Here is a 22,835-nt window from a genome sequence, read left to right as displayed (position 1 = left end):
TTGACATATTGTCATTCAGTTTTCAATGTTCATTGTTTTTGCGTCGCTGTGAAGCGAACACTTCTTAACTATATCAAGTAGTTTTTATCTTGTCAACAGTTTTTAAAAATTATTTTTAAAACTTTTTGATTTGATGATATGTTACTTGATTTTTGTCGCCGTTACTGAAGCGACTACTCTATAATAACACCTTGGAAAATATAGTCAAGAGTTTTTATAAGTTTTTTTAAAAATTAATTCGTCTCAAGAAAGACTTTCTCTATAATACAATATAAAATGATTTTTGTATATAATAAGTTTTGAGGTGAAAATATGAGACTTCCAGGTAATAAGATATTACGTATACGTGGATGGGCACTCGCATTAATTTTTATCGGTATGATTATTATGTATGCGGGAATGTTCTTTAGATCGACGCCGTGGTTAATGCTGATCTTTTTAATACTCGGTGTAATACCGATTCTTTTAAGTTTTGTTATTTACTTTTACGTCGGCATGATTAGTGCACGTGCAGTGAGAGTACAATGTCCAAACTGCGGTAAACATACAAAAATTTTAGGCACAGTCGATTATTGTCAACATTGTAAAGAACCACTAACTTTAGATAAAGATTTAGAGGGCGAAGAATTTAACATCGACTACAATGTAAAACATCGACGCGAAAAACTTAAATCACAATTAAAAAAAGAAGATTAGAAGTTAAACCTTCTAATCTTCTTTTTTGTTACATGTTCGGCATCGACCATATAGTTCTAGTCTATGCCCGTCGACTTCCATACCTGTTAAAAGACTTGCGAGTTCTTCCACTTCTTCAAGTGCTGGATATTGAAAGTCCATAATCTTACCACAGTCTTTACATATGACGTGATAATGTGGTGTCGTTCTAAAATCAAATCGGCTTGATGCATCACCATATGTTAACTCTGTTACTAAACCGACTTCCTTAAATAGTTTTAAGTTATTGTAAACTGTCGCAACACTCATATTTTTATGGTTATGTGACAATGCTTTAAAAATTTCATCTGCAGTCGGGTGAGTTTCTGTTTCAATTAAATACTCTAGCACTGCTTTACGTTGTGGAGTAATTCTAACTCCTGTCTCTTTTAACTTTTCAATCGACTCATTAAACATTGTATCGCAATCGATAATTGTCATAGGGTTTAACCTACTTTCGTTACATCTATATAATTACAGTTTACAAATAACCCATTCACAATGTCAAATATGTTAGTATCCTTTCTCATAGGAAACGACATTAAATAGTTCTTCATCGTTTAAATAATTCTCTAGGTTATCTAAAAACATATCGAGTGCACGTTCAGTATATCGGTTTGTCCGTGCGCTTCCGTGAGGTGTAATTGTGACGTTATCATATTCATAAATGAACGCATCTTTGTCTAAAGGTTCGTCATTGAATACGTCGAGTATTAAATGTGATATGAGTTTTTTATCTAACACGTGTTTTAATGTCTCGTCTTCGATAAGATCACCGCGCCCAATATTTACGAATACCGCTTCATCGTTCATATGTTTAAAGAAATCTATATCTACAGATCCTCTCGTCTTTTTCGTACTCGGTAAAATGCTGACAACAAAATCCGCTTCACTCAGTCTATTCTTTACATTATCAATGCTTTCAGTTTCGTCGAAATACTCGACCTCTCTACCACTCGTATTAAATCCGATTACTTTTACATGGAACGCTTTTAACAGTCGCGCGAGCTCTTTACCAATTTCACCTGTTCCAAGTATAATCGCTGTTTTACCGTAGAGTTCTCCGCCTGTTAATTTATAATCCCACTTTTTGTTCTTTTGATTATCATACGCCTCATATAACTTCTTATAATGGGCTAATAGTAATCCAATCGTATATTCCGCCATCGGTATTTTATGAATACCACTCACATTTGTAATGATTTTATTTTTATATAACGATTCTGGAATATTATCGACACCAGCACTCATGACGTTTATCCATTTAACTGATTGTAAGAGTTCAACCATATCTTCTTTTAAATTCCCGCCGTACGTATTAAAAACGTCAACGTCTTTAAGTAAGTCTTCAGTTAAGTCTTCTTTATTAGAAACGTATTTAAATTCAACGCCTTTTTCTTCTAGTTGTTTTAATTTACTTTCATCTAGTTCTGCATTTGATAAAATTTTTACCATATTATCCCTCTTTTAAGAATTCTAGTAGTTGTTCGACGTGTTTTTTAGGACTCACTTTGTCAAAACGTTTTACGATTTCATTATTTTCATTCACGATAAATGTCGTACGGACAATACCTCGAACCTTTTTACCGAAAACTGTTTTGTCTCCGATAACTCCCGCTGCACTCGCAAGCTCATTATTTTCATCGACTAATAAATCGAAGTTTAAGTCTTTTTTCTCGATAAATTTTTGGTGAGACTCTTTAGTATCTCCACTGACACCATATACCGTAACATCTAAGTCGTTAAACGCTTCTATATTATCGCGTAAATCACACGCCTGAGTCGTACATCCAGGTGTATTATCTTTTGGATAAAAGTAAATGACTGTTAACCCTTTTAAATCGTCGTTTGTAATAATATCTCCATTTTGATTTTCTAATTTAAATTGTGGAAACTGTTCCATCTCTATCGCTCCTAAATTCAAGTGTTTCTTTTTCTATACCTTATATATGAAGATTTTAAACGTCTATCTTCTTAATTAAAGAGTGCGTGTAAATATGTTACTATATAAATAATAATCTCATATTAAAGGATGACACATATATGTATAGTCATAAAAATTCAGAACAATTTAGAAATCGTGCAGAAAATATTATATTAGGTGGAGTAAACTCACCATCTAGATCATATAAAGCAGTCGGTGGCGGTGCACCGGTTGTAATGGACCGCGCGGAAGGTGCGTACTTTTATGATATCGATGGTAACAAGTACATCGATTATTTAGCAGCTTACGGACCAATTATTACAGGACACGCACACCCTCATATTCATAAAGCGATCGTCGAACAAAGCCAAAAAGGGATTCTATATGGTACGACGACAAAAGAAGAAGTATTCTTTGCTGAAAAAATTCAAAGTGCAATGCCAAACTTAGAACGCATTCGTTTTGTAAACTCGGGTACTGAAGCCGTCATGACGACGATTCGTGTCGCACGAGCGTATACGAAACGTAACAAAATCGTTAAATTTGAAGGTTGCTACCACGGTCATTCCGATTTAGTATTAGTCGCAGCAGGAAGTGGACCAGCTCAACTCGGTACACCAGACTCTGCAGGTGTACCGGAAGCTGTTGCGAAAGATATGATTACCGTTCCATTTAACGATATTGAAGGTTTAAAACAAGCGTTTGAACGTTTTGGATATGAAATTGCTGGCGTGTTAGTTGAACCAATTGTCGGTAACTTCGGTATCGTCGAGCCAAAAGAAGGATTCTTAGAAGCAGTCAATGAAATTACGCATCAACACGGTGCACTCGTCATCTATGACGAAGTCATTACAGCGTTTAGATTTATGTACGGAGGCGCACAAGATTTACTCGGTGTAAAACCAGACTTAACAGCGCTCGGTAAAATTATTGGTGGTGGTACTCCGATTGGTGCATACGGTGGACGTAAAGATATTATGGAATCAGTCGCTCCACTTGGCCCTGCATATCAAGCAGGTACGATGGCGGGTAACCCGTTATCGATGGCTGCCGGAATCGCATGTTTAGAAGTATTAGAACAAGACGGTGTTTATGAAGAATTAGATCGTAAAGGTAAACGATTAGTTGAAGGTATTCAATCATTAATCGAACAATATAATATTAAAGCAGTTGTAAACCGTAAAGTTGGGGCTTTTTCAATTTACTTTACAGATAAAACAGTGACGGATTATATCGGTGCAGAAGATACTGACGGTGAAGCATTTAGCACGTTCTTTAACGGGCTAATTCGCCGTGGTATTAACATCGCACCTTCCAAATATGAAGCTTGGTTTATTACAACTGAACATACGGATCAAGATATCGAAGATACGCTTAACATTATTGAAGCGGTCTTTAAAGAAGACTTTTAGGAGATGGTGCTATGAAGTTTGGCGCCCGAATATTAAAAACGGGAATCGCGGTCGTTTTAACATTACTCGTTGTGCAATTGCTCGGTTTAACACCAGGGTTAATCGCTGGTATCGCTGCAGTGAACGCACTACAACCAAACGTGCACCGCAGTATTTCTCAAACGTGGAACCAGTTTAGAGGAAACATTATCGGTGCAATTTCAGCGATCGTCATGGTTCTTTTATTTGAAAGTAACTTAATCGTCATCGGTTTAACGATTATACTCGTTCTTTCAATACTCATGTTTTTCAATTTACAAAGTGTGTCGAGTCTTGCTGTCGTTACAGTAATCGCAATTATGGATGAACCACTCGGTGCTGACATGACGACTGGAGACTTTTTACAAACAGCAATTATTCGATTTTCACTCGTTATGATTGGGGTATTATGTGCGTTAGTCATTAACTTATTTATAATTCCTCCTAAATATGAAGACCGGCTATATAATCACTCTGTCGTCATCAGTAACGACATATTTAAACTCATTCGATTAGAGTTAAACGGTGCGAGTGACGCAATCACTATTCGTAAAGATGTGAAATCACTCGATAAACGCGTCACTAAATTAGAAACATTATACGCCTGGTACGAAGAAGAAAAACCATACCTCAGAAAAACGAAACTTGGTGACTTACGTAGTAAAATATTATTTAGACAAGTCGTTCAGATGACGCGTAACGCGTGGTATGTGTTAGAAAGTTTAAACAAACTTGAAAATGACTATAAATATTTAACTGAAGACTTTATTAACCGAATTCGCTATGAAATGGACTTACTGATTGCGTATCATGAACAAGTCTTACTCAAAATTTCTGAGAAAATCCCACCAGAAACGTCAGAGTATTACCAAGATAATCTATACCATTATGAAAACACGCTAATCGAACACTTTTTAGATGATTATCATAAACTCATTAGTGAAGACGTTCGATTACGATACGAAAACATTTTAAACAGTATTACCGCAATTAACGAGTACCATACGTCTATAGAAAATGCGGACCGTATTACTAATAGCTATTTTAAATATCACGCAAATGACGAAGATTTATCAATTACTGAAGAAACTTTAGATTAAAAAAACGTTCGATGAAATTCATCGAACGTTTTTTACTGCCAGCCGTTATTGTCATCTTGTTTTCCTTTAAAACGACTAACATGTTTATTGCCTTTTACGATGAAGCGGTATAAATAATCGACCGCTTCTTTTTTATTATCGATTCCGATACGTGGTGTCGCAACGATCTCCTTAGGGATTTTACCGTCGTAAATATCGACGTACCCTGTATTTAATATCTTACCGTTATGCGTGTCTCTTTTAACACCAAGTGCCTCAGTTAATTTACCCGGTCCATCTGTAAGATTCACTTCTCGACCGCGCCTTAAAATCATCTCTTCAATACCTTCAGCAGGTTCTATTCCTCGAATTAAAATCCCTTCAGGTAAGTCTTTTGTTGTGACAAAATTCATGCAGTGATGTCCATGCATCGTATAGACGTATATATGACCGTACGGTTCAAACATCGTACTGTTCTTTTTATTTTTTACTCCAGTAAACGTATGTGCTGCACGGTCTTTCGTTCCTAAATACGCCTCGACCTCAGTAATATACCCGCTCGTTGTTACTCCATTTGTATACGTTACAATTTTTTTACCGAGTAACTCTTTTGCTGCTTTTAACGTATCTTCTGATAAAAACTCAAGATCTAAATAGCTCATACTTCAACATCCTGAATGCTATAAAGTCTAAAATACGCACCATTTTTAGCAAGTAATTCTTCATGCGTTCCACTTTCTACAATTTCACCATTTTCGATGACGTAAATCGTGTCAGCATGTGTAATTGTAGAGAGTCGGTGTGCAACGACAATCGTCGTTCTGTCGTGCGCTAGTTCTTTTAGCGTATCTTGAATAATCGCTTCACTTTCTAAATCTAAAGCACTCGTTGCTTCATCGAGTATAAGAATCGGTGGATTTTTTAAGAAGACTCTAGCAATTGCAATTCTTTGCTTTTGACCACCAGATAACTTCACACCACGCTCACCGACTTCTGTATCGTAACCATTTGGTAAATTCTCAATGAACGCTGAAGCATTCGCGCGCTCTGCTGCACGGTACACTTCTTCGTCAGTCGCATCTGGTTTTGCGAGTAAAATATTGTTTTTAATCGAATCAGAAAAGAGAATATTATCTTGCATGACCATACCGATATTATCTCTTAATGAATGTAACGTAACGTCTCTAATATCGTGTCCGTCAATTAGAACTTGTCCGTCTGAGACTTCATAGAATCTAGGTATAAGTGATACGAGTGAAGATTTACCCCCACCACTCATTCCAACAAACGCGACAGTTTTTCCGACACCAATATTTGCATTAACATCATTTAAAACGAGTGGTGTATCTTCACTATATTTAAATGATACGTCGTTAAATTCGATTTCACCTTTTACATTTTTTAATTCATACGCATTTTCTTTATTGACGATGTCGTATTCTTCATCGATCAACTCGAACACACGGTCCATCGATGCGATACTTTGTGTTAACGTTGTAGATGAAGAAACGAGTCGACGAAGCGGTCCATATAATCGGTCTAAATACGCGATAAACGCTGCAAGTACCCCGACCGTTAAGCTTCCTTCTATAACTTGATATGCACCAAAGCCGATAACGAGTAACGGCCCGATATCTGTAATCGAATTGACCGTCATAAAGCTATACGCTGTCCATTTTGCATGCGTTGTCGCTTTATTTAAAAAGTTATCGTTTACTTTATCGAATCGTTGTTGTTCGTAATTCTCAATCGCAAAACTACGGATCACGTTAATACCTGAAATTCTTTCATGTAAAAACCCTTGTAATTCTGCCACTGCTTGTGAACGTTCACGCGTATAATGGCGTAGTCTAGAAAAGAAATACCATACGCCGAAAATATAAAACGGAAATATAATCATCGATACGAGCGTCAGTTGAACATTCATCGTAAACATAATACCTAACGCGATTAAAATCGTGACTAAGTCTAACCATAAATTCATAAGTCCAGTGACGATAAAGTTTTTCGTTTGTTCTACGTCGTTAATGACGCGTGAAATTACTTCGCCGACTTTATTGTTCGCGTAATATTTCGAACTTAAACGCTGTAAATGCGCATATAAATAATGACGAATGTCATATAAAATCTTGTTACTCGTCCACTGTGCTAAATATTGTCTTAAATACTCAACCGGCGGACGAATTAAGACGAATATGACACCAAACAGCATAAGTACGCGCCACATTTTATCGAGTTTTTCATCATTTGTTAAATTGTCGACGAGAATCACGTCGTCGATTGTGTACGCGATGAGTAACGGAATGAGTAATGGAATACCGAATTTAATAATCCCGATAATAATCGTTAAAATCACGTGCCACGTATACGGTTTAACAAATTTTAAATACCGTTTAACCAAGAAATCCCCCCTACACTAATAAAACCAATCTTACGATTGGTTTAATTCTTGATAACGTTTATACCATATGTGTACAAAATCTTCCGCAAACGGGCCTCTTTTTTCTTCGATCCATTCTTGGAGTGTGTCAACTTGATAATGCAGTATATCATCGATGTCTTTACTATATCTCATCTCTTTTTTATGCTGGATGTATTCATCTTCATCGAGTAAAAAGTATTTCCCATCTGGAAATAATTTAATATCTAAATCGTAGTCGATGTATTTAATTGCTTCACCATCATAAACGTATGGAGAAGCTAAATTGCAATAATAATATACGCCGTCTTCTCTAAACATCGCAATGACGTTAAACCATGCTTCTTTATGAAAATATACTAACGCAGGTTCTCTCGTCACCCATTTTCTATTATCACTTTCAGTGACGAGTGTATGATTATTACCACCGATGATAATATTATCTGTCGCTTTTAAAATTGTCGTTTCTTTCCACACTCTATGAATGTTACCGTCGTGTTTATAACTTTGTATTCTGACGGTTTCACCCGTTTTCGGTATGGTTTCTTTAATCATTCGCCACACCTCTTTTTACTTTGTTAGTATATCACATTCAACATACGAACTTTACTAAATCGTTTCATCGATATATTTATATACTTTTTGCATCGCAACACTCATTGGAAGTTCTCGTACCTCATTTAGTGGTACAAAATGGTCATTTGTAGACGTCGTATGAACGACGTATATATTCATATACCATACTTTGTGAGTAAATATATGCTTTTCTTCTCCTAAAAATTGAGGTTGAGATAATTCAATGTGTAATTTATCCTCTATCGTTTCTACATTCGTGTCGACGTCAAATTTTGGAAATTTGTACATGCCTTGGAGTAAGTCTTTCGTTTCTTTATAGAGATAAATTTCATTCTGATCATTTAGGATAAGATAGACATTAAAATACAACTCTTTTTTAGCTTTAGCTTTCTTCTTAAACGGGTATAGATTAACAGTATTGTTTTTAAATGATTCACAGTGTGCTTGAACTGGACACGTAATACATTTTGGTGCGCGTGGTGTACAAACAGTTGCACCGAGTTCCATCATTGCTTGGTTAAAATTACCCGCATCGTCTGGCATAAACGTTTCTATATGTGCTTTAATTGAGGAAATCGTCTTTTGTTTTGAAATGTCTCTAGAGTCTTCAGTGAGTCTTGTCATAACACGAAGGACATTCCCGTCCACTGCGGCAATTTTATGATTAAATGCGATCGACTGAACCGCACCGCCGATATACGGTCCGACACCTTTTAATGTGAAGAACGTTTCAGGTTGATTTGGAACTTCGGATTGATAACTTGATTGGACTTCTTTGACCGCTTCATGGAAATTACGAATACGATTATAATAACCTAGCCCTTCCCACTCTTTCAGTAGCGATTCACTATTTTCGTTCGCAATCGAATCAAGTGTTGGGTATTTTTTGATAAACTTATTATAATAAGGGATGACGGTTTTCACTTGAGTTTGTTGGAGCATCACTTCAGATAGCCAGATTTTATATGGATCTGAAGTTTCTCTCCACGGTAAATCACGGCGCACTTCATAATACCAATCTAAAAGTGATTCGTTAAACAATTTATAGTTCAAATTTTTCACCTATTCTAATATATTAAATGAGGTTTTATATATGGATACTGTAACACACGGATTAATGGGTGGTACGCTCGTTGGACTCGCAACAATCGACCCACACGTTGACGCTGTCACTGTTGGGTTCGCTTCAACGATGGTTGCCGCAAGTTTAATCCCGGATATCGATACGGTATTAAAAGCAAAAGATAATGCGACGTACATTAAAAACCACCGCGGGTTAACACATAGTTTACCATTTACGTTTGTCATTTGGCCGCTTCTACTCGCGACTGTATCAAACGTAATATTCGGCCTAGATTTTTTCCATATGTATTTATGGTCGTTGTTTGCTGTGTTCTTACATGTGTTTGTTGACATATTTAATATGTACGGTACGCAAGCGTTGCGATTTTTTGATAACCGTTGGATTCAACTCGGTATTATCAACACGATCGATATTCCAATATTAATATTACTTTCACTATATTTAGTTTTATGGGCATTTGGATTTAACCCAGTCATACTATTTTTCATCATTTATAGTCTACTCGCTATTTATTATGTCATGCGTGCAATGTATAAACGCATGCTGATGAAAAAAGTCAGTCGACTGTTACCAAATTCTGAAATTCTAAGACTATTTGTTATGCCGACGATTAAATTTTTCGAGTGGCGTATCGCGCTCGTCACAAAAGACAAGTTTGTCGTCGGTCGAGCGTTTAAAACACAAGTCGTTATATATGATGAGTTCGACAAAGTCGGTCCACTTGAAGAAGAGTTATACGAAATCGTAAAGTCAAACAAAGACTTTAATGCGTTTACCTACTTTTCAAGTATTTACCGATATGAAGTCACACAAGTCGATCGGTCACATATCGAAGTAAGGTACATCGATTTAAGATATTTACAAAATGGACACTACCCGTTCGTATGTATTATCATTATAAATCAAGACACAAACGACATTAAATCGAGCTTTACAGGTTGGGTATTTTCTGAAGAAAAACTCCAAAGTAAAGTCACTTAAAAATATTCCCATTGAATATCAATTCAATGGGAATTATTTTTTCATATATATATTTGTCTTTGTGTACACTGCATATAACGCCATATATATTAATGTCATCTCAGATAAAAATAATAGATCTGTCGGAATCCTATTCGTCGACCACGAAACATTTACTGCAGATAATTCAATCCCGTAAATGATGTAGTAAAATGGGTTCAACGTTAATATATTTTGTAAAATCGTCGGTAAATTATCTCCGATGTAAAATACAGGTGTCGTAATTAATAAAATAACGAGTAGTGCTTTATCTGTATGCTTCCATTTTATATGCTGACGAAGTTGAATATAAAATATCGTAAACGGAACGATTAAAATCATACCGAGTATGACGTAATATCCAAGCGAGAATAATTTCAACATAAAATCAGCCGTTCTTAGTGAAAGTATCGCACTATAAAGAATTGTAAACAATATATAAAGCGCTGTTTGGAATACAATTGTCGGTAATACTCTTAAATATAACGGAATGTAATTCATCCGTATAATCGAGTCTTTTCTAAATATTTCATAATAGTTCAACATCGCTGAGTTGTATAACCAAACGACTGCTGTTATACCGATTACAAAATAAGTGAGTCGTGTCATTTGGTCCGCTGATAAAAATGTGAGTCCTGCAATTAATATAATCATAAAGAAGATATAAATGAACGTCGGAATTAAGCTCGCTAAGACGTGACGCCCACGGAACGTAAATGTCTTCTTCCATAAATATTGAAATGTATGATTCATAGTTTCACCTATCTACTTAAATAAATCCATTTGTTATTTGGTGCATCATATAATACAAATCCACCATCTGTTCTAAAAATTTTATAATCTTCTGTAATGTTAAACTCACTTTTTATTTTGTCACTTTCTTTTCCACTCGTCATTAAACCAATTGAAGTATCACGGTCTAATAAAAATGTTATATCGACACCTTCAACTTCTGCTTCATATGAATCAATTCGTGATAATCTAAAGTCTGACTCAATATGACTAACGTCTACGTTTAAGTAGTTTGCATAAAAAAGATGATTGTCTAAAAATTGATCATTCATATACTGAAGCATCGTGTCGTAATCAAGCGTCTCATACATACTCGACGGGTTAAATAATACGACGTTGTCTATCGGTATTTTTACTGTTTCATTATCTATCGTTGTCGTCACATTCTTTTTATTAGATTCATCGATAGCGATTAAGGCGTATTTAGGTATAGACGTATCATTGACAGTGACGTCATCACTAATTATAAACGCATAACGCAGCCTTTCGACTTGTGTCTCTTCCTCTTCTTCTTCAGCAACTTCTACAAATGGATGCTCTTCTTTTGTGAATTCAAAATCCATAACGACTAAAAAGTATGAGAGTACCATCGTAAAGAAAACGACAAACGCGATAATAAGTCTTTGTATGTTTAACGTATCGATGACCGATTCACCTTTTCGGTTTCGTCGTTTTAAACCGTGCTTAAAGTTCATCGGTTCATACATACGCTCTTTCCAATCTAAATCAAAAAGCGCTTCTTCATCCGTACTACGAATTTGAGAACGTAGTTTCATATAATCGTTATACACTTTACGACCATTTTGAACGGTGCCTTCAAAACGCATTTGGCCATAACTGAGCCATACGAAGTGGTTGGCAAGTTTTTCAATCGGTACGAAATTCGACTCGAGTAAAAACACACCGAGCTCGCGAGATTCTAACGTATTAATGATGAATTTTAATCGTTTAAAACCATCGTCGTTTAAATAACGATAAAAGTTATTATATAACGTAATATCGGCTTTTATCTCTGACGATAGTTCCATCAAAATGACTGCGATATCTTGACGCGATAATTGACTCACTGAGTTTTCCCAGTAGTCAAAAAAGAGTGGATGACGTTTTAACGATTCGAGCGACTCTTTCACTTTTCGCTCTGTCATATACTCTTCTAATATTTCAGCTATAAACGTATGTAGAGGTTTATCGTTTAAAAGATGATCTTCAACGTCTAAACTTAAAAATGAGACGTCGTATTTCACGCGACCTTCTTCAGGTTTTAAATGTCCAGAAAACACATTTTTTAAATACTTTAAAGTTGAATAATCACCGAGTATACCGAGAACTTCTCCTCGGTATAATGTCGTATTAATGTCTCGTAATATGAGATACGTCGGCTTTAAAAAGAAACGCGTATCTTTCGTGCGCTCTTTATGATGGTAGACGATTCCTGTCGCTTTATGAAGAATAATATCTTGCATTACTTTTTATCCAGCTGAAGTAAGCTTACAGGTATTGCTGTTTCTGGTTCGTCTCCACCGATGTAAAAGCCCCACGCAAACACACCTTTTAAATATTCGACTTTAAAGTAGTGATCTTCGTTTGCAATCACTTTATATATTTTCCCTGGTTGAATGAGTGATAAGTCGATCATATAACACTCCGCAATTAGTGCTTGACGCTCTAATACGCGGTATTCATTTTCGACTCCCATCATTTCAGCTTTACGCATTTTTTCACGCGTCTCTTGAATGTATCGCTCTAATTCAACTCTCGTCATCGTACTAAAATTCATCTTCAATTCCCTCTAACTTCTCGTTAATTTGATCGTAACTAAACCCACGGCGCATCAGTGACGCCGTTAGTTTTTGTCTTAGTTGAAATCCTTCATATTTACGTTTCAATCTATTATAATATTTTTCAAATTCTTTCTCAAAATAATCAGTGTCGTCAAACTGAATATCTGACGGAATAAAATCAAAATGTGCGTTCGTATAACCATCACGCATCAGTTTTTGACGTAACTTCATTTCGAAATGATTTGACGAACCTTTATATTTTTTTAACTCTTTTTGAGTGATTCGTTCAATACGCCCTTCGTCGACTTTGTCGTTAAATCGTTCAACTTCTTCGACGATTATATTTTCATCGATGTTTTTTTCGAACAACTTACGTTCAAGGTGTTTTGGTCCTTTATCTGTCGTATTAAAAATCGTATTACTTAAACTCGTCGCATAATGTGCATCGTCAATATATCGTTCTTCTTTTAGACGAATAATCGTTTGATTAATAATATCCACCGCATACTCGTCTTTTAAATAGTCGATTACTTCTTGAGTGGAACGAATTTTATACGATATATATTGAATTGCTTTAATATATGCTCGGTCGAATTCAATTGATGTTTTTATATCGTCTAGCATATCTTTAGAAATTATTCGGCCAGGCAATAGCTCGTATTTTACGAGTGATTCTTCGTGTATTTTTAATTTAGACTGATCGCTAAAGTATACGTCGTAAAAGTTATTTTTTAACTGCACGACTCTTTCTACTTTCATAACGTCCTCCTAAAAAAGTTCTTGTTCAATATATGTTGCGAGCTCTTTTGTATGTGTTAATCGTTCTTTACGTCGTTTTACTCTCACGTCTGCACTATCGACTAAAAATTGTAGCGTGTTTGAGTCGCATTCAATTTTAGGAACAGGTACCGGCTTACCGTTTTCATCGACACCGACAAATGTCATAAAACAAAACCCTGCGAGTTTCTTTTCATTACTCCCGTGACTTTCACGAGATACTTTTACCATAATTTCCATCGATGAAGTACCTGTATGTGTCACAACACCTTCTAACACGACGATATCACCGAGCTCTATCGGTTTTAAAAAGTCCATCGAGTCAATCGATGCAGTCAACACTTGCGTTCCTGAATGGCGTCTTGCAGTGATTGCTGCGATATCATCAATTTGAGAGAGTAACACGCCACCAAACATCGTATTGTAATTGTTCGTATGTTGCGGGAAAACAATTGCTGATTTTACTGAATATGATTCTGACATTTTCTTAATCATGTTGTCACCTCGATTTGTTTTAAGTAAAAAAAGAGGAGATCATCGTCTCCTCTAAAATTATGTGTTAAATTTTACGGTTTAATGCTTCTTCTCTCGTATCAACAACAAGTGCGTCTTCACTGTTGAACGCTTGTGCTAAGAAATAGAAAACTACACCGCCGAAACCTAATACAGCGACGAGAGTAATCGAAACAGCAATTAAAATACTTAACGTCATTCCAAAAAATCCGAATGAGAACATAGCTTTTACCTCCGAATCATTACTTTCCTATACTACTACTATAATACCATACTTTAAATAGTGTGGGATAGACTTTTTAAATACTCCAGTCTCCATCTTTGAAGATTTGAATTTCTTCTCCATCTTTTGTTAAACCGATAATATCTGTGTCACTAGCGCCGATCATAAAGTCAACGTGCGTAATTGAATCGTTAATACCGATTTCGCTTAATTCTTCACGTGATTTTTCTTTTCCGTCTTTCACGTTAAATGCATACGCACTTCCGAGCGCAATATGACATGACGCGTTTTCATCAAATAACGTGTTGTAGAATAACGTATTCGTGTTACTGATTGGAGAATCATACGGTACGAGTGCCACTTCACCTAAGTAACGTGCACCTTCATCTGTTTCTAAAATGTTTTCTAAAATTTCGTAACCAACTTCTGCTTCAAAGTCGACTACTTTTCCGTCTTTAAACGTTAATTTAAAGTTATCGACGATGTTTCCACCGTGCGATAACGGTAACGTATTACTTACATATCCGTTTACGTTATTTCTATCTGGAGCAGTGAATACTTCTTCAGTTGGCATATTTGCCATAAATTTGCGACCTGTCGCGTCAACGCTTGAAGCCCCTGCAAAAAGATATCCTTCCGGTAAACCGATCGTTAAATCTGTACCTTCAGACACAAAACGAATCGATTTTAAGTTCGCATCGTTTAAAATATCTACTTTTTCGTGTAGCGTTTTGTCGTGTTCTTCCCACGCTTTAACAGCATCTTCTTGATCAGCACGAACTGTATAAAGAATAAGATCTAATAGCTTTTCAAATGCGACTTCTTCTGTTTCATCTGGGTAAACGAGTTTTGCCCATTCTACAGACGGATACCCTGCGACACACCATGAGTGGAAATCTGATTGTACACGTGCAGAGAAATCTTTTAATGCTTTACCATTTGCGATTTGCATTTCTCTAAGTTTCATCGGGTCGATCCCTTTTAGTAGTTCTGGCGAACTTGAGATAATGCTTAAGAATCCAGCATGCTCGTCGCTATAATGCATACGCTCTTCTACAATCCACGGGTGAACTGTTGCGAGTTCTTCAGCTGAACGATTTTCAGCGTGAAGGCGTGATAACGTATCGTCAGAAAGTTTCGTAACGACTTCAGCTGCTCCGCGTTCGTACGCAACACGCGTCACTTCACGAACGAGTGGTAACGCATCTGTCGTCGCTGAAATAAATAGACGTTTACCTTCGTTAATATTTACACCTACATCTACGAGTAACTCTGCGTATTTTGTTAACTTGTTGTTTGTCATATGTAGTACCCCTTTACTTTTTAAGTTTACCAATTTCGTCGATGATCATCGTTTGTTCTTTTGGTGAAATTTGTTTTTGATTTTTGATGTAGCGATGGTAATCTCTTAATTCATCAATTTTATCGTCAGGGAATTCTTCGTCACTTAAAATTCCTTTACTGACGACATTCAAAGCTTCTTCGATTTCTTTTAACATTTGTACTTTATCCATTTCGTATAAGGCCTCCCGAATCGTACTATCATAAAGTTAAGTTTACCAAATAATAGCGTTTACTGTCGATTTATATTTTCTTTCGTTTAAATGTTCGCTAAAATGGTTATATCTAAGTATTGAGAGATTTAAAGGAGACGATGGATTATGAAAAACAAACTATTACCTGCCGTTTTATTAGGTGCAGCAGTCGGAGGGCTCGTTAGTCTAATAGATAAAAACACACGAGAATCTGTCATTCAAGGTTCTAAAAAAGCAATTGACTATGCAAAACATCCAGACGAATTAAAAAATCAATTTGCGTCAAATTCAAGTGAACCATCAAAATTTGAGCAAATTAAAGAAGAGGTTCTATTCTGGAAAGATACGTTCGAAGAAATTCGCCGTAACAACCCAGAGCTTGAAGAATCACTTAAAAACGCAAAAGCAATTTTCGATAAAAATAAAGATCAAAAGCATCTGCAATAATACAATATAGAGCGTCGAATGGCGCTCTTTTTTATAGGAGGTATATGTATGAGTAAAGAAACGAACCGTGAACGTAACACCGATTTTTTAAATGAGTTAAAGCACGGTGATGATTACAACAAAGAACATAAAGCTCAAGGCAACAAAGGCGAAACAGCACAGGCTAAAGAAGATGCGTTAACAGAGCAAGAAAAGGCCGAGGCTGAATATAAAGAACAAAAAAAAGAAGACGAAGCTGACGAAAAGAAAAAAGAGAAAAAACTCATGAAAGAGTTAAATGAAAAACAAAAAGAAGATAACAAAAAGCACGAGTATTTCGTCGGGTATCAGACGTTCCAATCAGTCGTTCCTAAACCTGGATCATCTGTATACGTCTCAAAAGTGAATAAACCCGTTCAAGTAAAAGACGACGCTGGATTTTTAGGTAAGTTGTTATTCCAGTTTAGTAAAGACAATACGACAGGTATGGCAGCTCAGCTTGCGTACTATTTATTACTTTCAATCTTCCCTGCGTTAATCTTTTTACTGAGTATCATACCGTTATTTAATGTCGATCAGTCTCAATTTACAGATCTGATCAATGAATACGCACCATCAGAGATTTCTGGAATGCTGACTGGAATTTTAGACGACGTGCTATCGAGTAGTTCTGGCGGATTACTGTCTATCGGTTTACTCTTAACGCTATGGTCTGCCTCGAACGGTATGAACCAGTTAATGAGTGCATTTAACGTCGCTTATGATGTTGAAGACAATCGTAACGGAATTGTCTCTCGTATTTTATCTGTAGTATTTACACTGATACTTGCTCTCGGTATTGTCGGTACGTTCGTGTTAATGATTCTCGGTAACCAAATCGGTAGTTTCGTTTTTGGTTTTGTTGATGCAGAACAGTTAAAATTTGTATGGAACTTAGTGAGTAATTTACTTCCTGTATTACTCGTTTTCGTTTCATTTTTAATCGTTTATATTTTTGCACCGAATATTAAAGTGAAAATTAAATCTGTATTACCAGGCACGATTACTGCAACAGTTCTTTTCATCGTCGCATCACTCGGATTTAGTTTCTATGTTTCTAACTTTAGTAACTACTCTGCAACATACGGAAGTATCGCAGGGGTTATCATTTTAATTTTATGGCTATATATTACGAGTATCATTTTAATTTTAGGTGCTCAAATTAACGCAATTAAACATAAAGAATACTTAAACGTCAATGAAGACGGAAGTAGAGAAAAGGTAGAAAAAGCATGAGATTACTCGATACGTTATTAGAAAACAATGAAAAATTTGTAGAAAACAAAGATTATTTAAACTATCAAACGTCAAAAACGCCAGATAAAAAAGTGCTAATCGTTTCATGTATGGATTCTAGGCTAACGGAACTAACTTATAAAGCACTCGGTCTTAAAAATGGCGATATTAAACAAGTCAAAAACGCTGGCGCTATGATTACACACCCATACGGCAGTACGATGAGAAGTATACTCGTCGCTGTATATATGCTCGGTGTTGAAGAGGTTATCATTATGGGTCATAATGACTGCGGATTTGGTGCGTTAAAGCCAGAACCAATTTTAAAAGAAATGCACGACCGCGGTATAAGTGAAGAAGTCATTAATACTTTAATGCATTCAGGAATTGACGTCGTCGACTGGTTACAGGGCTTTGATAGCGTTGAAGAAAGTGTAGAAGAAAACATCAAAATCGTTAAACAACATCCTTTAATGGATAAAAATGTTCCTGTTCACGGTCTTGTCATGGACCCTGGTACAGGTGCTGTAGAAGTTATTCATAACGATTACTAAAAGAAAAAGACGATCAAACATAAAGTTTGATCGTCTTTTTGTTACTCTACTTCAGTGAGTAATACTGGGCCATCTTTAGTGACCATAATTGTATGCTCTTTTTGAGCGACATAACTACCGTCTTTTGTTTCAAATGCCCAGTCGTCTTTTCCGTCATAAACGAGAGTTGCTTTCGTTGAAATAAACGGTTCAACCGCAAGCACCATACCTTCTTTAAGAATCGTCTTATCCGATGCATCATAATAATTTAAAACGTGCTGTGGTTCATCGTGTAAACTATATCCAACTCCGTGCCCTGTTAAGTTTTTAATGACTGTCATATTATGTTTACGTGCTGTATTATGCACTGCACGCCCAATTTGAGATAGCTTCGCTCCTGGTCTTACTTTTTTCATCGCTTCGTCAAATGCCAGTTCAGCAACGTCGATAACTCTTTGCTTTTGTTCATCATCCACTTCTCCAGCGACAAATGATAAACCTGTATCTGCATAAAAACCGTCCTTCATTGCAGAGACGTCAATATTCACAAGATCTCCATCTTTAATGACTCGTTTTCCTGGAATACCATGTGCTACTTCTTCGTTAATACTAATGCACGTATATCCCGGGAAGTCATATTCAGTAATCGGTGCACTTTTTGCACCGTACTTTTCGAGTAAAGCACCTGCATAGTCGTCGACTTCTTTTGTCGTCATCCCTACTTTTGTGTACTCGATTGTCTCTTTTAATACGCGTCCACAAATTTGACCGATTTCTTTTAATCCTTCTAGTTCTTTATCTGTTTCAACTATCACTTTAAACCCTCGCTTTTTTCTATATTTATATAGTATAACAAATCATATTTTATTTTAAAAAGTCGTATATTGTCATGTTCCGATACGATCGTTTTTCTAGGTCCGAAACAGTGACACCGATTAAACGAATCGGTATCGTCGGATCTTTTAACTCGTAATACAAATGATGCGCGACTTCATATATGTCTTCTGTACGAAATATTGGATTACTCGTCCCTGTTTGTTTTGTATGCACTGTAAAATTGTCGTGACGAATTTTTACTGTGACGACGCGTCCACATAGTTTTTTATCTTCAAGTCTTACGGATACTTGTTCTGACAAATCTTTTAAAACACGTACCATTTCTTCATCGTCATTTCTATCGTAACTAAATGTCGTTTCTTTACCTACAGATTTACGTTCACGGTCGTAATCGAGTTGATTCGTTCCAATCCCTCGTGCCTTTTCATAAAGACTTCTTCCTCTTTTGCCAAAATGAAAGATTAAAAAATTTTCGTCTTTGTCGTATAAATCTTGCCCGTTAAATATTTTAAGTCGGTGCATCTTTTCTTTCGTTACTTTACCGACTCCTGGGAAATCACCGATATCCAGGTGCATTAAAATTTCGTCGACGTTGTCGTAATCGATTACCGTTGTACCGCTTGGTTTATTCATACCTGAAGCGAGTTTTGCGAGGTATTTATTGTATGAAATCCCACTACTAGACGTGAGTCCCGTTTTCTCAAAAATATCGTGTTGAATTTGTAACGCAATTGATTTCGCAGGTCTAGTTTTACTCACTAAATGCGTAATATCGAGGTATGCTTCGTCTAAACTTAATGGCTCAACAATCTCTGTGTACGATAAAAAGATATCCATAATTTGACTCGACACTTCACGATATCTGTTAAATCGCGCACGTAAAAAGATTCCGTCCGGGCATAACTGATGCGCACGACTCATTGCCATTGCACTATGCACACCGTATTTACGCGCTTCGTAACTCGCGGTCGAAACGACGCCACGGCTAAAAGACCGCCCACCAACGATGACCGGTTTCCCTCTTAATTTAGGATTATCGTTTTGTTCAACTTGTGCATAAAAAGCGTCCATATCTATATGAATAATCCGTCGCTCCATTATCCTCACCAACAATAGTATACCAAAAATCGAACATTTGTTCTAAATTTAAATCTAAACGTTTATCGTTATAATATGATTAGGAGGAATCATTATGACTATTATCGGCGGCGGTATTATGGGCATGTCAATCGCCTACCACTTACAACAACATACAGATACAATTGTGTACGACCGACAAGATGAAGGACAAGCGACTAAAGCTTCAGCTGGTATCATCTGTCCATGGGTCAGTCAAAGACGCAACAAGTTATGGCTCGATATGGTCACTAAAAGTGCGAAGTATTATCCAAAGTTTATTGAAACACTCGCTAAAACTTCACCAATTAATCCATCATTTGAACGTAACGGTGCGTACATCTTATTCGACGACGAAAAGAAATATAGTAAAGCGCTGAAACGTATTCAAAAAAATAATGACGTATACGAAGAAATGATTTCTGTGTCAGAAGATGCGCCTGTAGAATATTTAAACAACAAGTACTATAACATATTCGTTGAAGGTGCGATGCAAGTAAAAGGCGATGCACTTTTAAACGCATTAAAAGATGCGTATTTAAAATCCGGTGGCACGATTAAAAATGAATCATACATTCCAAACGATGATGATTTTAAAATTTACGCAACCGGTGCATACGGCGCTGAACAACCTTTTGAACCAAAAGTCAGCCACCAAAAAGCTGAGATTTTACACGTGAAAACTTCTGGTCACTTTGAACATCTACCGGTCGTCATGCATAGAAGTCACTACATCGTTAACTTAAGTAAAAACCACTTTGCTATCGGTACGACACATATTGATACGGAAAGCTTTGACGTCACTCCGACAAAAGAAAATGAGGAGTATTTATTGAACGTATTTCAGGAGTTTTATCCTAATATAGAAATTGTGGAACAGTTTATGAAAGTTGGTCTCCGTCCATATACGAGAGACTTCCTACCGTTCATTGGATTTGTCGATGAAAGAACATTCGTCGCGAATGGTCTCGGATCAAGCGGATTAACAGCTGCTCCATTTTTAGGAAAAGTAATTGCTGACACTATTATTTTTAACGATGCTGAACTCGATATTAATAAGTATAGTTATTTATAAATAAAAAATGAGCTGATACTTTATCAGCTCATAAAAAATTGAGTCGTCACATATGCTGCGTAAACAACAGCTACGACGTTTAATAATAAGGCAATAATCGCCCATTTATCTTTTCTTTCTTTGACGCTTGTCGCACTAAACAGTACGCCGAGCACTGAAAATAAAATCGTCAGTGTCCATCCGAAATCATTTTCCATAAAAATCGGTAAAAAGACACCAACTAACGGGATTATAAAACTTAACACTAATAAAGACATGATGTCACCCCATATTATAAAGGTACTTTTTAAAGCTTACAGGTTCACGTTTATATAATTTAAACATGAAATACATTAAAAATAATACACTTTCTTCAACGCGTAGTGTGTGATCGTTTACGACGATTTCATCTTCAGTAATACGACCAATCGTCACACCTTCTTTTACCATCTCTAGCGTATTCGCCACGCGTTCTGTAAATGAATAGTTCGAATCGTCAATCACCCCATCGACTCGAAAATTCATTATATTATGTATTTTTCTTTCTTTAAATTTAAACTTCTCATCATCCGTAAATAATTCATAACGAGCGACGTTCATATCTTTAAAGCGGCGCTGACGTAATCCTAAAAAGTAACGTTCACCGTCTCTATAACGAAACAAAAAGCTATGTTCCTTATCGAACTTTTCACGCGGATTCAAGATGATTTCACCAATCTTCTGACTCGCTTCGTTCGTAATATAGACATGACTTTCACGGTGTCGTCTCTCCACTTCAAAATAATAATGCTTCATGAACGTCCCTCCTCAATTTATTTCAATTCGGTTATATTAATGAGTTCTTAAATATTTCGCAGCAATTTCTAGCATATCAACATTTAAATGATACATCTCACCAATTAGGTTAAACACTGCATCTTCAGACAGTACACCTTGGTTAATATCATCGTATTCGTCAGTCGTATTCGACACCTCGAGGTCATTTAAATATTCCTGGCTACCATAATAATTTTTCAGTGCATTATATTCATCTAAGTTCTCTTCGAACTTTTCAAGGAGACTTTGCATTTCATCCTTAAGATCTGCACTACGGTTTAAAATCTCTTCATAACGAATAACATCTTTTTTCATGCCAACACACCCTATACAATAGAATTAATTTAATTATACCACTAAGAGTCGGTGAATTGTTCTATGATTTTTGGTTGAGTTTAGGTTTTGGTTCGTTTAATTTTACAAGATGAAAAACCGATCCGCTGTTTAACAGCTTTTCATCTTAAAAATTAGTGGCAGCAGGACCGTTTTCGGATTAATTTTACGCAAATCCGATTTATTTTAAAAGCGTTGCGCGTTCGTTGACAATTAGAGTTTTTGTGTGCAATTAACTAGGTACCCTTTGACGTATTCGAGAGTTGTGTAAAATTAATTTTATTTCGTTTACACAAAAGGCGTTTCTGTTAAAGCTATCCTCGTTAATTTAACAAGATGAAAAACCGATCCGCTGTTTAACAGCTTTTCATCTTAAAAATTAGTGGCAGCAGGACCGTTTTCGGTTTAATTTTACGCAAATCCGATTTGTGTTAAAAGCGTTGCGCGCTCGTTGACAATTAGAGCTTTTGTGTGCAATTAACTAGGTACCCTTTGACGTATTCGAGAGTTGTGTAAAATTAATTTTATTTCGTTTACACAAAGGGCGTTTCCGTTAAAGGCACCTTCGTTAATTTAACAAGATGAAAAACCGATCCGCT

Annotated in this window: 28 protein-coding genes; 8 read left to right on the top strand and 20 right to left on the bottom strand. The window is 36.2% G+C overall.

Translation table 11 applies throughout. The annotated features are described in order from the left end of the window. Window positions 1–312: 312 nt before the first annotated feature. Entirely contained in the window at window positions 313–696 is a 384-nt protein-coding gene (locus tag HMPREF3177_RS00705; RefSeq protein ID WP_040928234.1) for a DUF2614 family zinc ribbon-containing protein, read from the top strand. Window positions 697–708: 12 nt separating this feature from the next. Here HMPREF3177_RS00705 and perR read toward each other — a convergent pair whose 3' ends face one another. The 3 genes from perR to bcp form a co-directional block, all read right to left on the bottom strand. Next, on the bottom strand, window positions 709–1,155 hold the full coding sequence (gene perR, locus HMPREF3177_RS00700) for a peroxide-responsive transcriptional repressor PerR (RefSeq protein ID WP_070456322.1): 447 nt from the start codon (window positions 1,153–1,155) through the stop codon (window positions 709–711). A 72-nt stretch (window positions 1,156–1,227) separates the two neighbouring features. After that, window positions 1,228–2,169, bottom strand: coding sequence for an NAD(P)-dependent oxidoreductase (locus HMPREF3177_RS00695; RefSeq protein ID WP_070456320.1), 942 nt, complete (start codon window positions 2,167–2,169; stop codon window positions 1,228–1,230). 1 nt (window position 2,170) lies between these two features. Next, entirely contained in the window at window positions 2,171–2,617 is a 447-nt protein-coding gene (gene bcp / locus HMPREF3177_RS00690; RefSeq protein WP_070456318.1) for a thioredoxin-dependent thiol peroxidase, read from the bottom strand. Between the two features lie 140 nt (window positions 2,618–2,757). Here bcp and HMPREF3177_RS00685 point away from each other — a divergent pair, with 140 nt between their 5' ends. Further along, complete coding sequence (locus HMPREF3177_RS00685) at window positions 2,758–4,050, top strand: glutamate-1-semialdehyde 2,1-aminomutase (protein ID WP_070456317.1); 1,293 nt, start codon at window positions 2,758–2,760, stop codon at window positions 4,048–4,050. 11 nt (window positions 4,051–4,061) lie between these two features. Continuing rightward, window positions 4,062–5,168: an FUSC family protein gene (locus HMPREF3177_RS00680; protein WP_068128692.1), complete on the top strand. Its 1,107-nt coding sequence runs from the start codon at window positions 4,062–4,064 to the stop codon at window positions 5,166–5,168. 32 nt (window positions 5,169–5,200) lie between these two features. Here the strand turns inward: HMPREF3177_RS00680 and HMPREF3177_RS00675 are convergent, their stop codons facing one another. The 4 genes from HMPREF3177_RS00675 to mutY are packed head-to-tail and all read right to left on the bottom strand — an operon-like array spanning window position 5,201 to window position 9,195. Then, window positions 5,201–5,809 (bottom strand): DNA-3-methyladenine glycosylase, encoded by a 609-nt coding sequence (locus HMPREF3177_RS00675; protein WP_070456316.1) that lies wholly within the window; start codon window positions 5,807–5,809, stop codon window positions 5,201–5,203. After that, window positions 5,806–7,548 (bottom strand): ABC transporter ATP-binding protein, encoded by a 1,743-nt coding sequence (locus HMPREF3177_RS00670; RefSeq protein ID WP_070456315.1) that lies wholly within the window; start codon window positions 7,546–7,548, stop codon window positions 5,806–5,808. The genes HMPREF3177_RS00675 and HMPREF3177_RS00670 overlap by 4 nt, the downstream gene beginning before the upstream one ends. A gap of 30 nt (window positions 7,549–7,578) precedes the next feature. Beyond that, window positions 7,579–8,121: a nucleoside tri-diphosphate phosphatase gene (locus HMPREF3177_RS00665; protein WP_070456314.1), complete on the bottom strand. Its 543-nt coding sequence runs from the start codon at window positions 8,119–8,121 to the stop codon at window positions 7,579–7,581. Window positions 8,122–8,175: 54 nt separating this feature from the next. Continuing rightward, complete coding sequence (gene mutY / locus HMPREF3177_RS00660) at window positions 8,176–9,195, bottom strand: A/G-specific adenine glycosylase (RefSeq protein ID WP_068128699.1); 1,020 nt, start codon at window positions 9,193–9,195, stop codon at window positions 8,176–8,178. Window positions 9,196–9,235: 40 nt separating this feature from the next. Between mutY and HMPREF3177_RS00655 the strand changes: the two genes are divergently transcribed. Next, the gene (locus tag HMPREF3177_RS00655; protein ID WP_068128701.1) at window positions 9,236–10,207 is read left to right on the top strand and encodes a metal-dependent hydrolase; all 972 of its coding nucleotides are present in this window, start codon (window positions 9,236–9,238) and stop codon (window positions 10,205–10,207) included. 33 nt (window positions 10,208–10,240) lie between these two features. On the opposite strand, the gene HMPREF3177_RS00650 is transcribed toward HMPREF3177_RS00655, so the two are convergent. From HMPREF3177_RS00650 to HMPREF3177_RS00620, 8 genes are all read right to left on the bottom strand, one after another. Continuing rightward, complete coding sequence (locus HMPREF3177_RS00650) at window positions 10,241–10,978, bottom strand: hypothetical protein (protein WP_070456313.1); 738 nt, start codon at window positions 10,976–10,978, stop codon at window positions 10,241–10,243. An 8-nt stretch (window positions 10,979–10,986) separates the two neighbouring features. Beyond that, the gene (locus HMPREF3177_RS00645) at window positions 10,987–12,480 is read right to left on the bottom strand and encodes a P-loop NTPase family protein (RefSeq protein ID WP_070456310.1); all 1,494 of its coding nucleotides are present in this window, start codon (window positions 12,478–12,480) and stop codon (window positions 10,987–10,989) included. Next, entirely contained in the window at window positions 12,480–12,794 is a 315-nt protein-coding gene (locus HMPREF3177_RS00640) for a YfhH family protein (protein WP_040928246.1), read from the bottom strand. Before HMPREF3177_RS00640 ends, HMPREF3177_RS00645 begins: the two co-directional genes overlap by 1 nt. Then, window positions 12,784–13,557: a regulatory protein RecX gene (locus HMPREF3177_RS00635; protein WP_070456308.1), complete on the bottom strand. Its 774-nt coding sequence runs from the start codon at window positions 13,555–13,557 to the stop codon at window positions 12,784–12,786. Before HMPREF3177_RS00635 ends, HMPREF3177_RS00640 begins: the two co-directional genes overlap by 11 nt. Before the next feature lie 9 nt (window positions 13,558–13,566). After that, window positions 13,567–14,070 (bottom strand): acyl-CoA thioesterase, encoded by a 504-nt coding sequence (locus HMPREF3177_RS00630; RefSeq protein ID WP_068128709.1) that lies wholly within the window; start codon window positions 14,068–14,070, stop codon window positions 13,567–13,569. Window positions 14,071–14,134: 64 nt separating this feature from the next. Further along, window positions 14,135–14,287, bottom strand: a complete 153-nt coding sequence (locus HMPREF3177_RS08465; RefSeq protein ID WP_168161292.1) for a hypothetical protein — start codon at window positions 14,285–14,287, stop codon at window positions 14,135–14,137. 100 nt (window positions 14,288–14,387) lie between these two features. Further along, window positions 14,388–15,614 (bottom strand): aminopeptidase, encoded by a 1,227-nt coding sequence (locus HMPREF3177_RS00625; RefSeq protein WP_070456305.1) that lies wholly within the window; start codon window positions 15,612–15,614, stop codon window positions 14,388–14,390. Between the two features lie 13 nt (window positions 15,615–15,627). Continuing rightward, on the bottom strand, window positions 15,628–15,825 hold the full coding sequence (locus HMPREF3177_RS00620; protein WP_040928250.1) for a DUF1128 family protein: 198 nt from the start codon (window positions 15,823–15,825) through the stop codon (window positions 15,628–15,630). Window positions 15,826–15,972: 147 nt separating this feature from the next. On the opposite strand from HMPREF3177_RS00620, the gene HMPREF3177_RS00615 reads away from it, so the two are divergent. Genes HMPREF3177_RS00615 through HMPREF3177_RS00605 form a run of 3 tightly spaced genes read left to right on the top strand, consistent with a single transcriptional unit; the run spans window position 15,973 to window position 18,101 of the window. Beyond that, complete coding sequence (locus tag HMPREF3177_RS00615; RefSeq protein ID WP_068128714.1) at window positions 15,973–16,293, top strand: hypothetical protein; 321 nt, start codon at window positions 15,973–15,975, stop codon at window positions 16,291–16,293. 48 nt (window positions 16,294–16,341) lie between these two features. Continuing rightward, entirely contained in the window at window positions 16,342–17,547 is a 1,206-nt protein-coding gene (locus HMPREF3177_RS00610) for a YihY/virulence factor BrkB family protein (RefSeq protein WP_246827326.1), read from the top strand. After that, window positions 17,544–18,101, top strand: a complete 558-nt coding sequence (locus HMPREF3177_RS00605) for a beta-class carbonic anhydrase (protein ID WP_070456303.1) — start codon at window positions 17,544–17,546, stop codon at window positions 18,099–18,101. The genes HMPREF3177_RS00610 and HMPREF3177_RS00605 overlap by 4 nt, the downstream gene beginning before the upstream one ends. A gap of 41 nt (window positions 18,102–18,142) precedes the next feature. On the opposite strand, the gene map is transcribed toward HMPREF3177_RS00605, so the two are convergent. Further along, window positions 18,143–18,895 (bottom strand): type I methionyl aminopeptidase, encoded by a 753-nt coding sequence (gene map / locus HMPREF3177_RS00600; RefSeq protein ID WP_070456302.1) that lies wholly within the window; start codon window positions 18,893–18,895, stop codon window positions 18,143–18,145. A gap of 49 nt (window positions 18,896–18,944) precedes the next feature. Next, a complete protein-coding gene (gene dinB / locus HMPREF3177_RS00595) occupies window positions 18,945–20,018 on the bottom strand; it encodes a DNA polymerase IV (protein WP_070456326.1) in 1,074 nt (357 codons plus the stop codon). Between the two features lie 91 nt (window positions 20,019–20,109). On the opposite strand from dinB, the gene HMPREF3177_RS00590 reads away from it, so the two are divergent. Beyond that, the gene (locus tag HMPREF3177_RS00590) at window positions 20,110–21,108 is read left to right on the top strand and encodes an NAD(P)/FAD-dependent oxidoreductase (RefSeq protein ID WP_070456300.1); all 999 of its coding nucleotides are present in this window, start codon (window positions 20,110–20,112) and stop codon (window positions 21,106–21,108) included. A 23-nt stretch (window positions 21,109–21,131) separates the two neighbouring features. Here HMPREF3177_RS00590 and HMPREF3177_RS00585 read toward each other — a convergent pair whose 3' ends face one another. From HMPREF3177_RS00585 to HMPREF3177_RS00575, 3 genes are read right to left on the bottom strand one after another with little or no spacing between them, the layout of a single operon-like run. Then, window positions 21,132–21,365 (bottom strand): hypothetical protein, encoded by a 234-nt coding sequence (locus HMPREF3177_RS00585; RefSeq protein WP_068128722.1) that lies wholly within the window; start codon window positions 21,363–21,365, stop codon window positions 21,132–21,134. A gap of 4 nt (window positions 21,366–21,369) precedes the next feature. Continuing rightward, window positions 21,370–21,882, bottom strand: a complete 513-nt coding sequence (locus HMPREF3177_RS00580) for a hypothetical protein (RefSeq protein ID WP_070456298.1) — start codon at window positions 21,880–21,882, stop codon at window positions 21,370–21,372. A 36-nt stretch (window positions 21,883–21,918) separates the two neighbouring features. Continuing rightward, window positions 21,919–22,218, bottom strand: a complete 300-nt coding sequence (locus tag HMPREF3177_RS00575) for a DUF4298 domain-containing protein (protein ID WP_070456296.1) — start codon at window positions 22,216–22,218, stop codon at window positions 21,919–21,921. Window positions 22,219–22,835 lie beyond the last annotated feature (617 nt).

This window comes from Nosocomiicoccus sp. HMSC09A07 (assembly GCF_001808485.1).
Lineage (GTDB): Bacteria > Bacillota > Bacilli > Staphylococcales > Salinicoccaceae > Nosocomiicoccus > Nosocomiicoccus ampullae_A.
The sequence above is the reverse complement of the archived record's forward strand: the minus strand, read 5'-3'. Positions and strand labels throughout refer to the sequence as shown.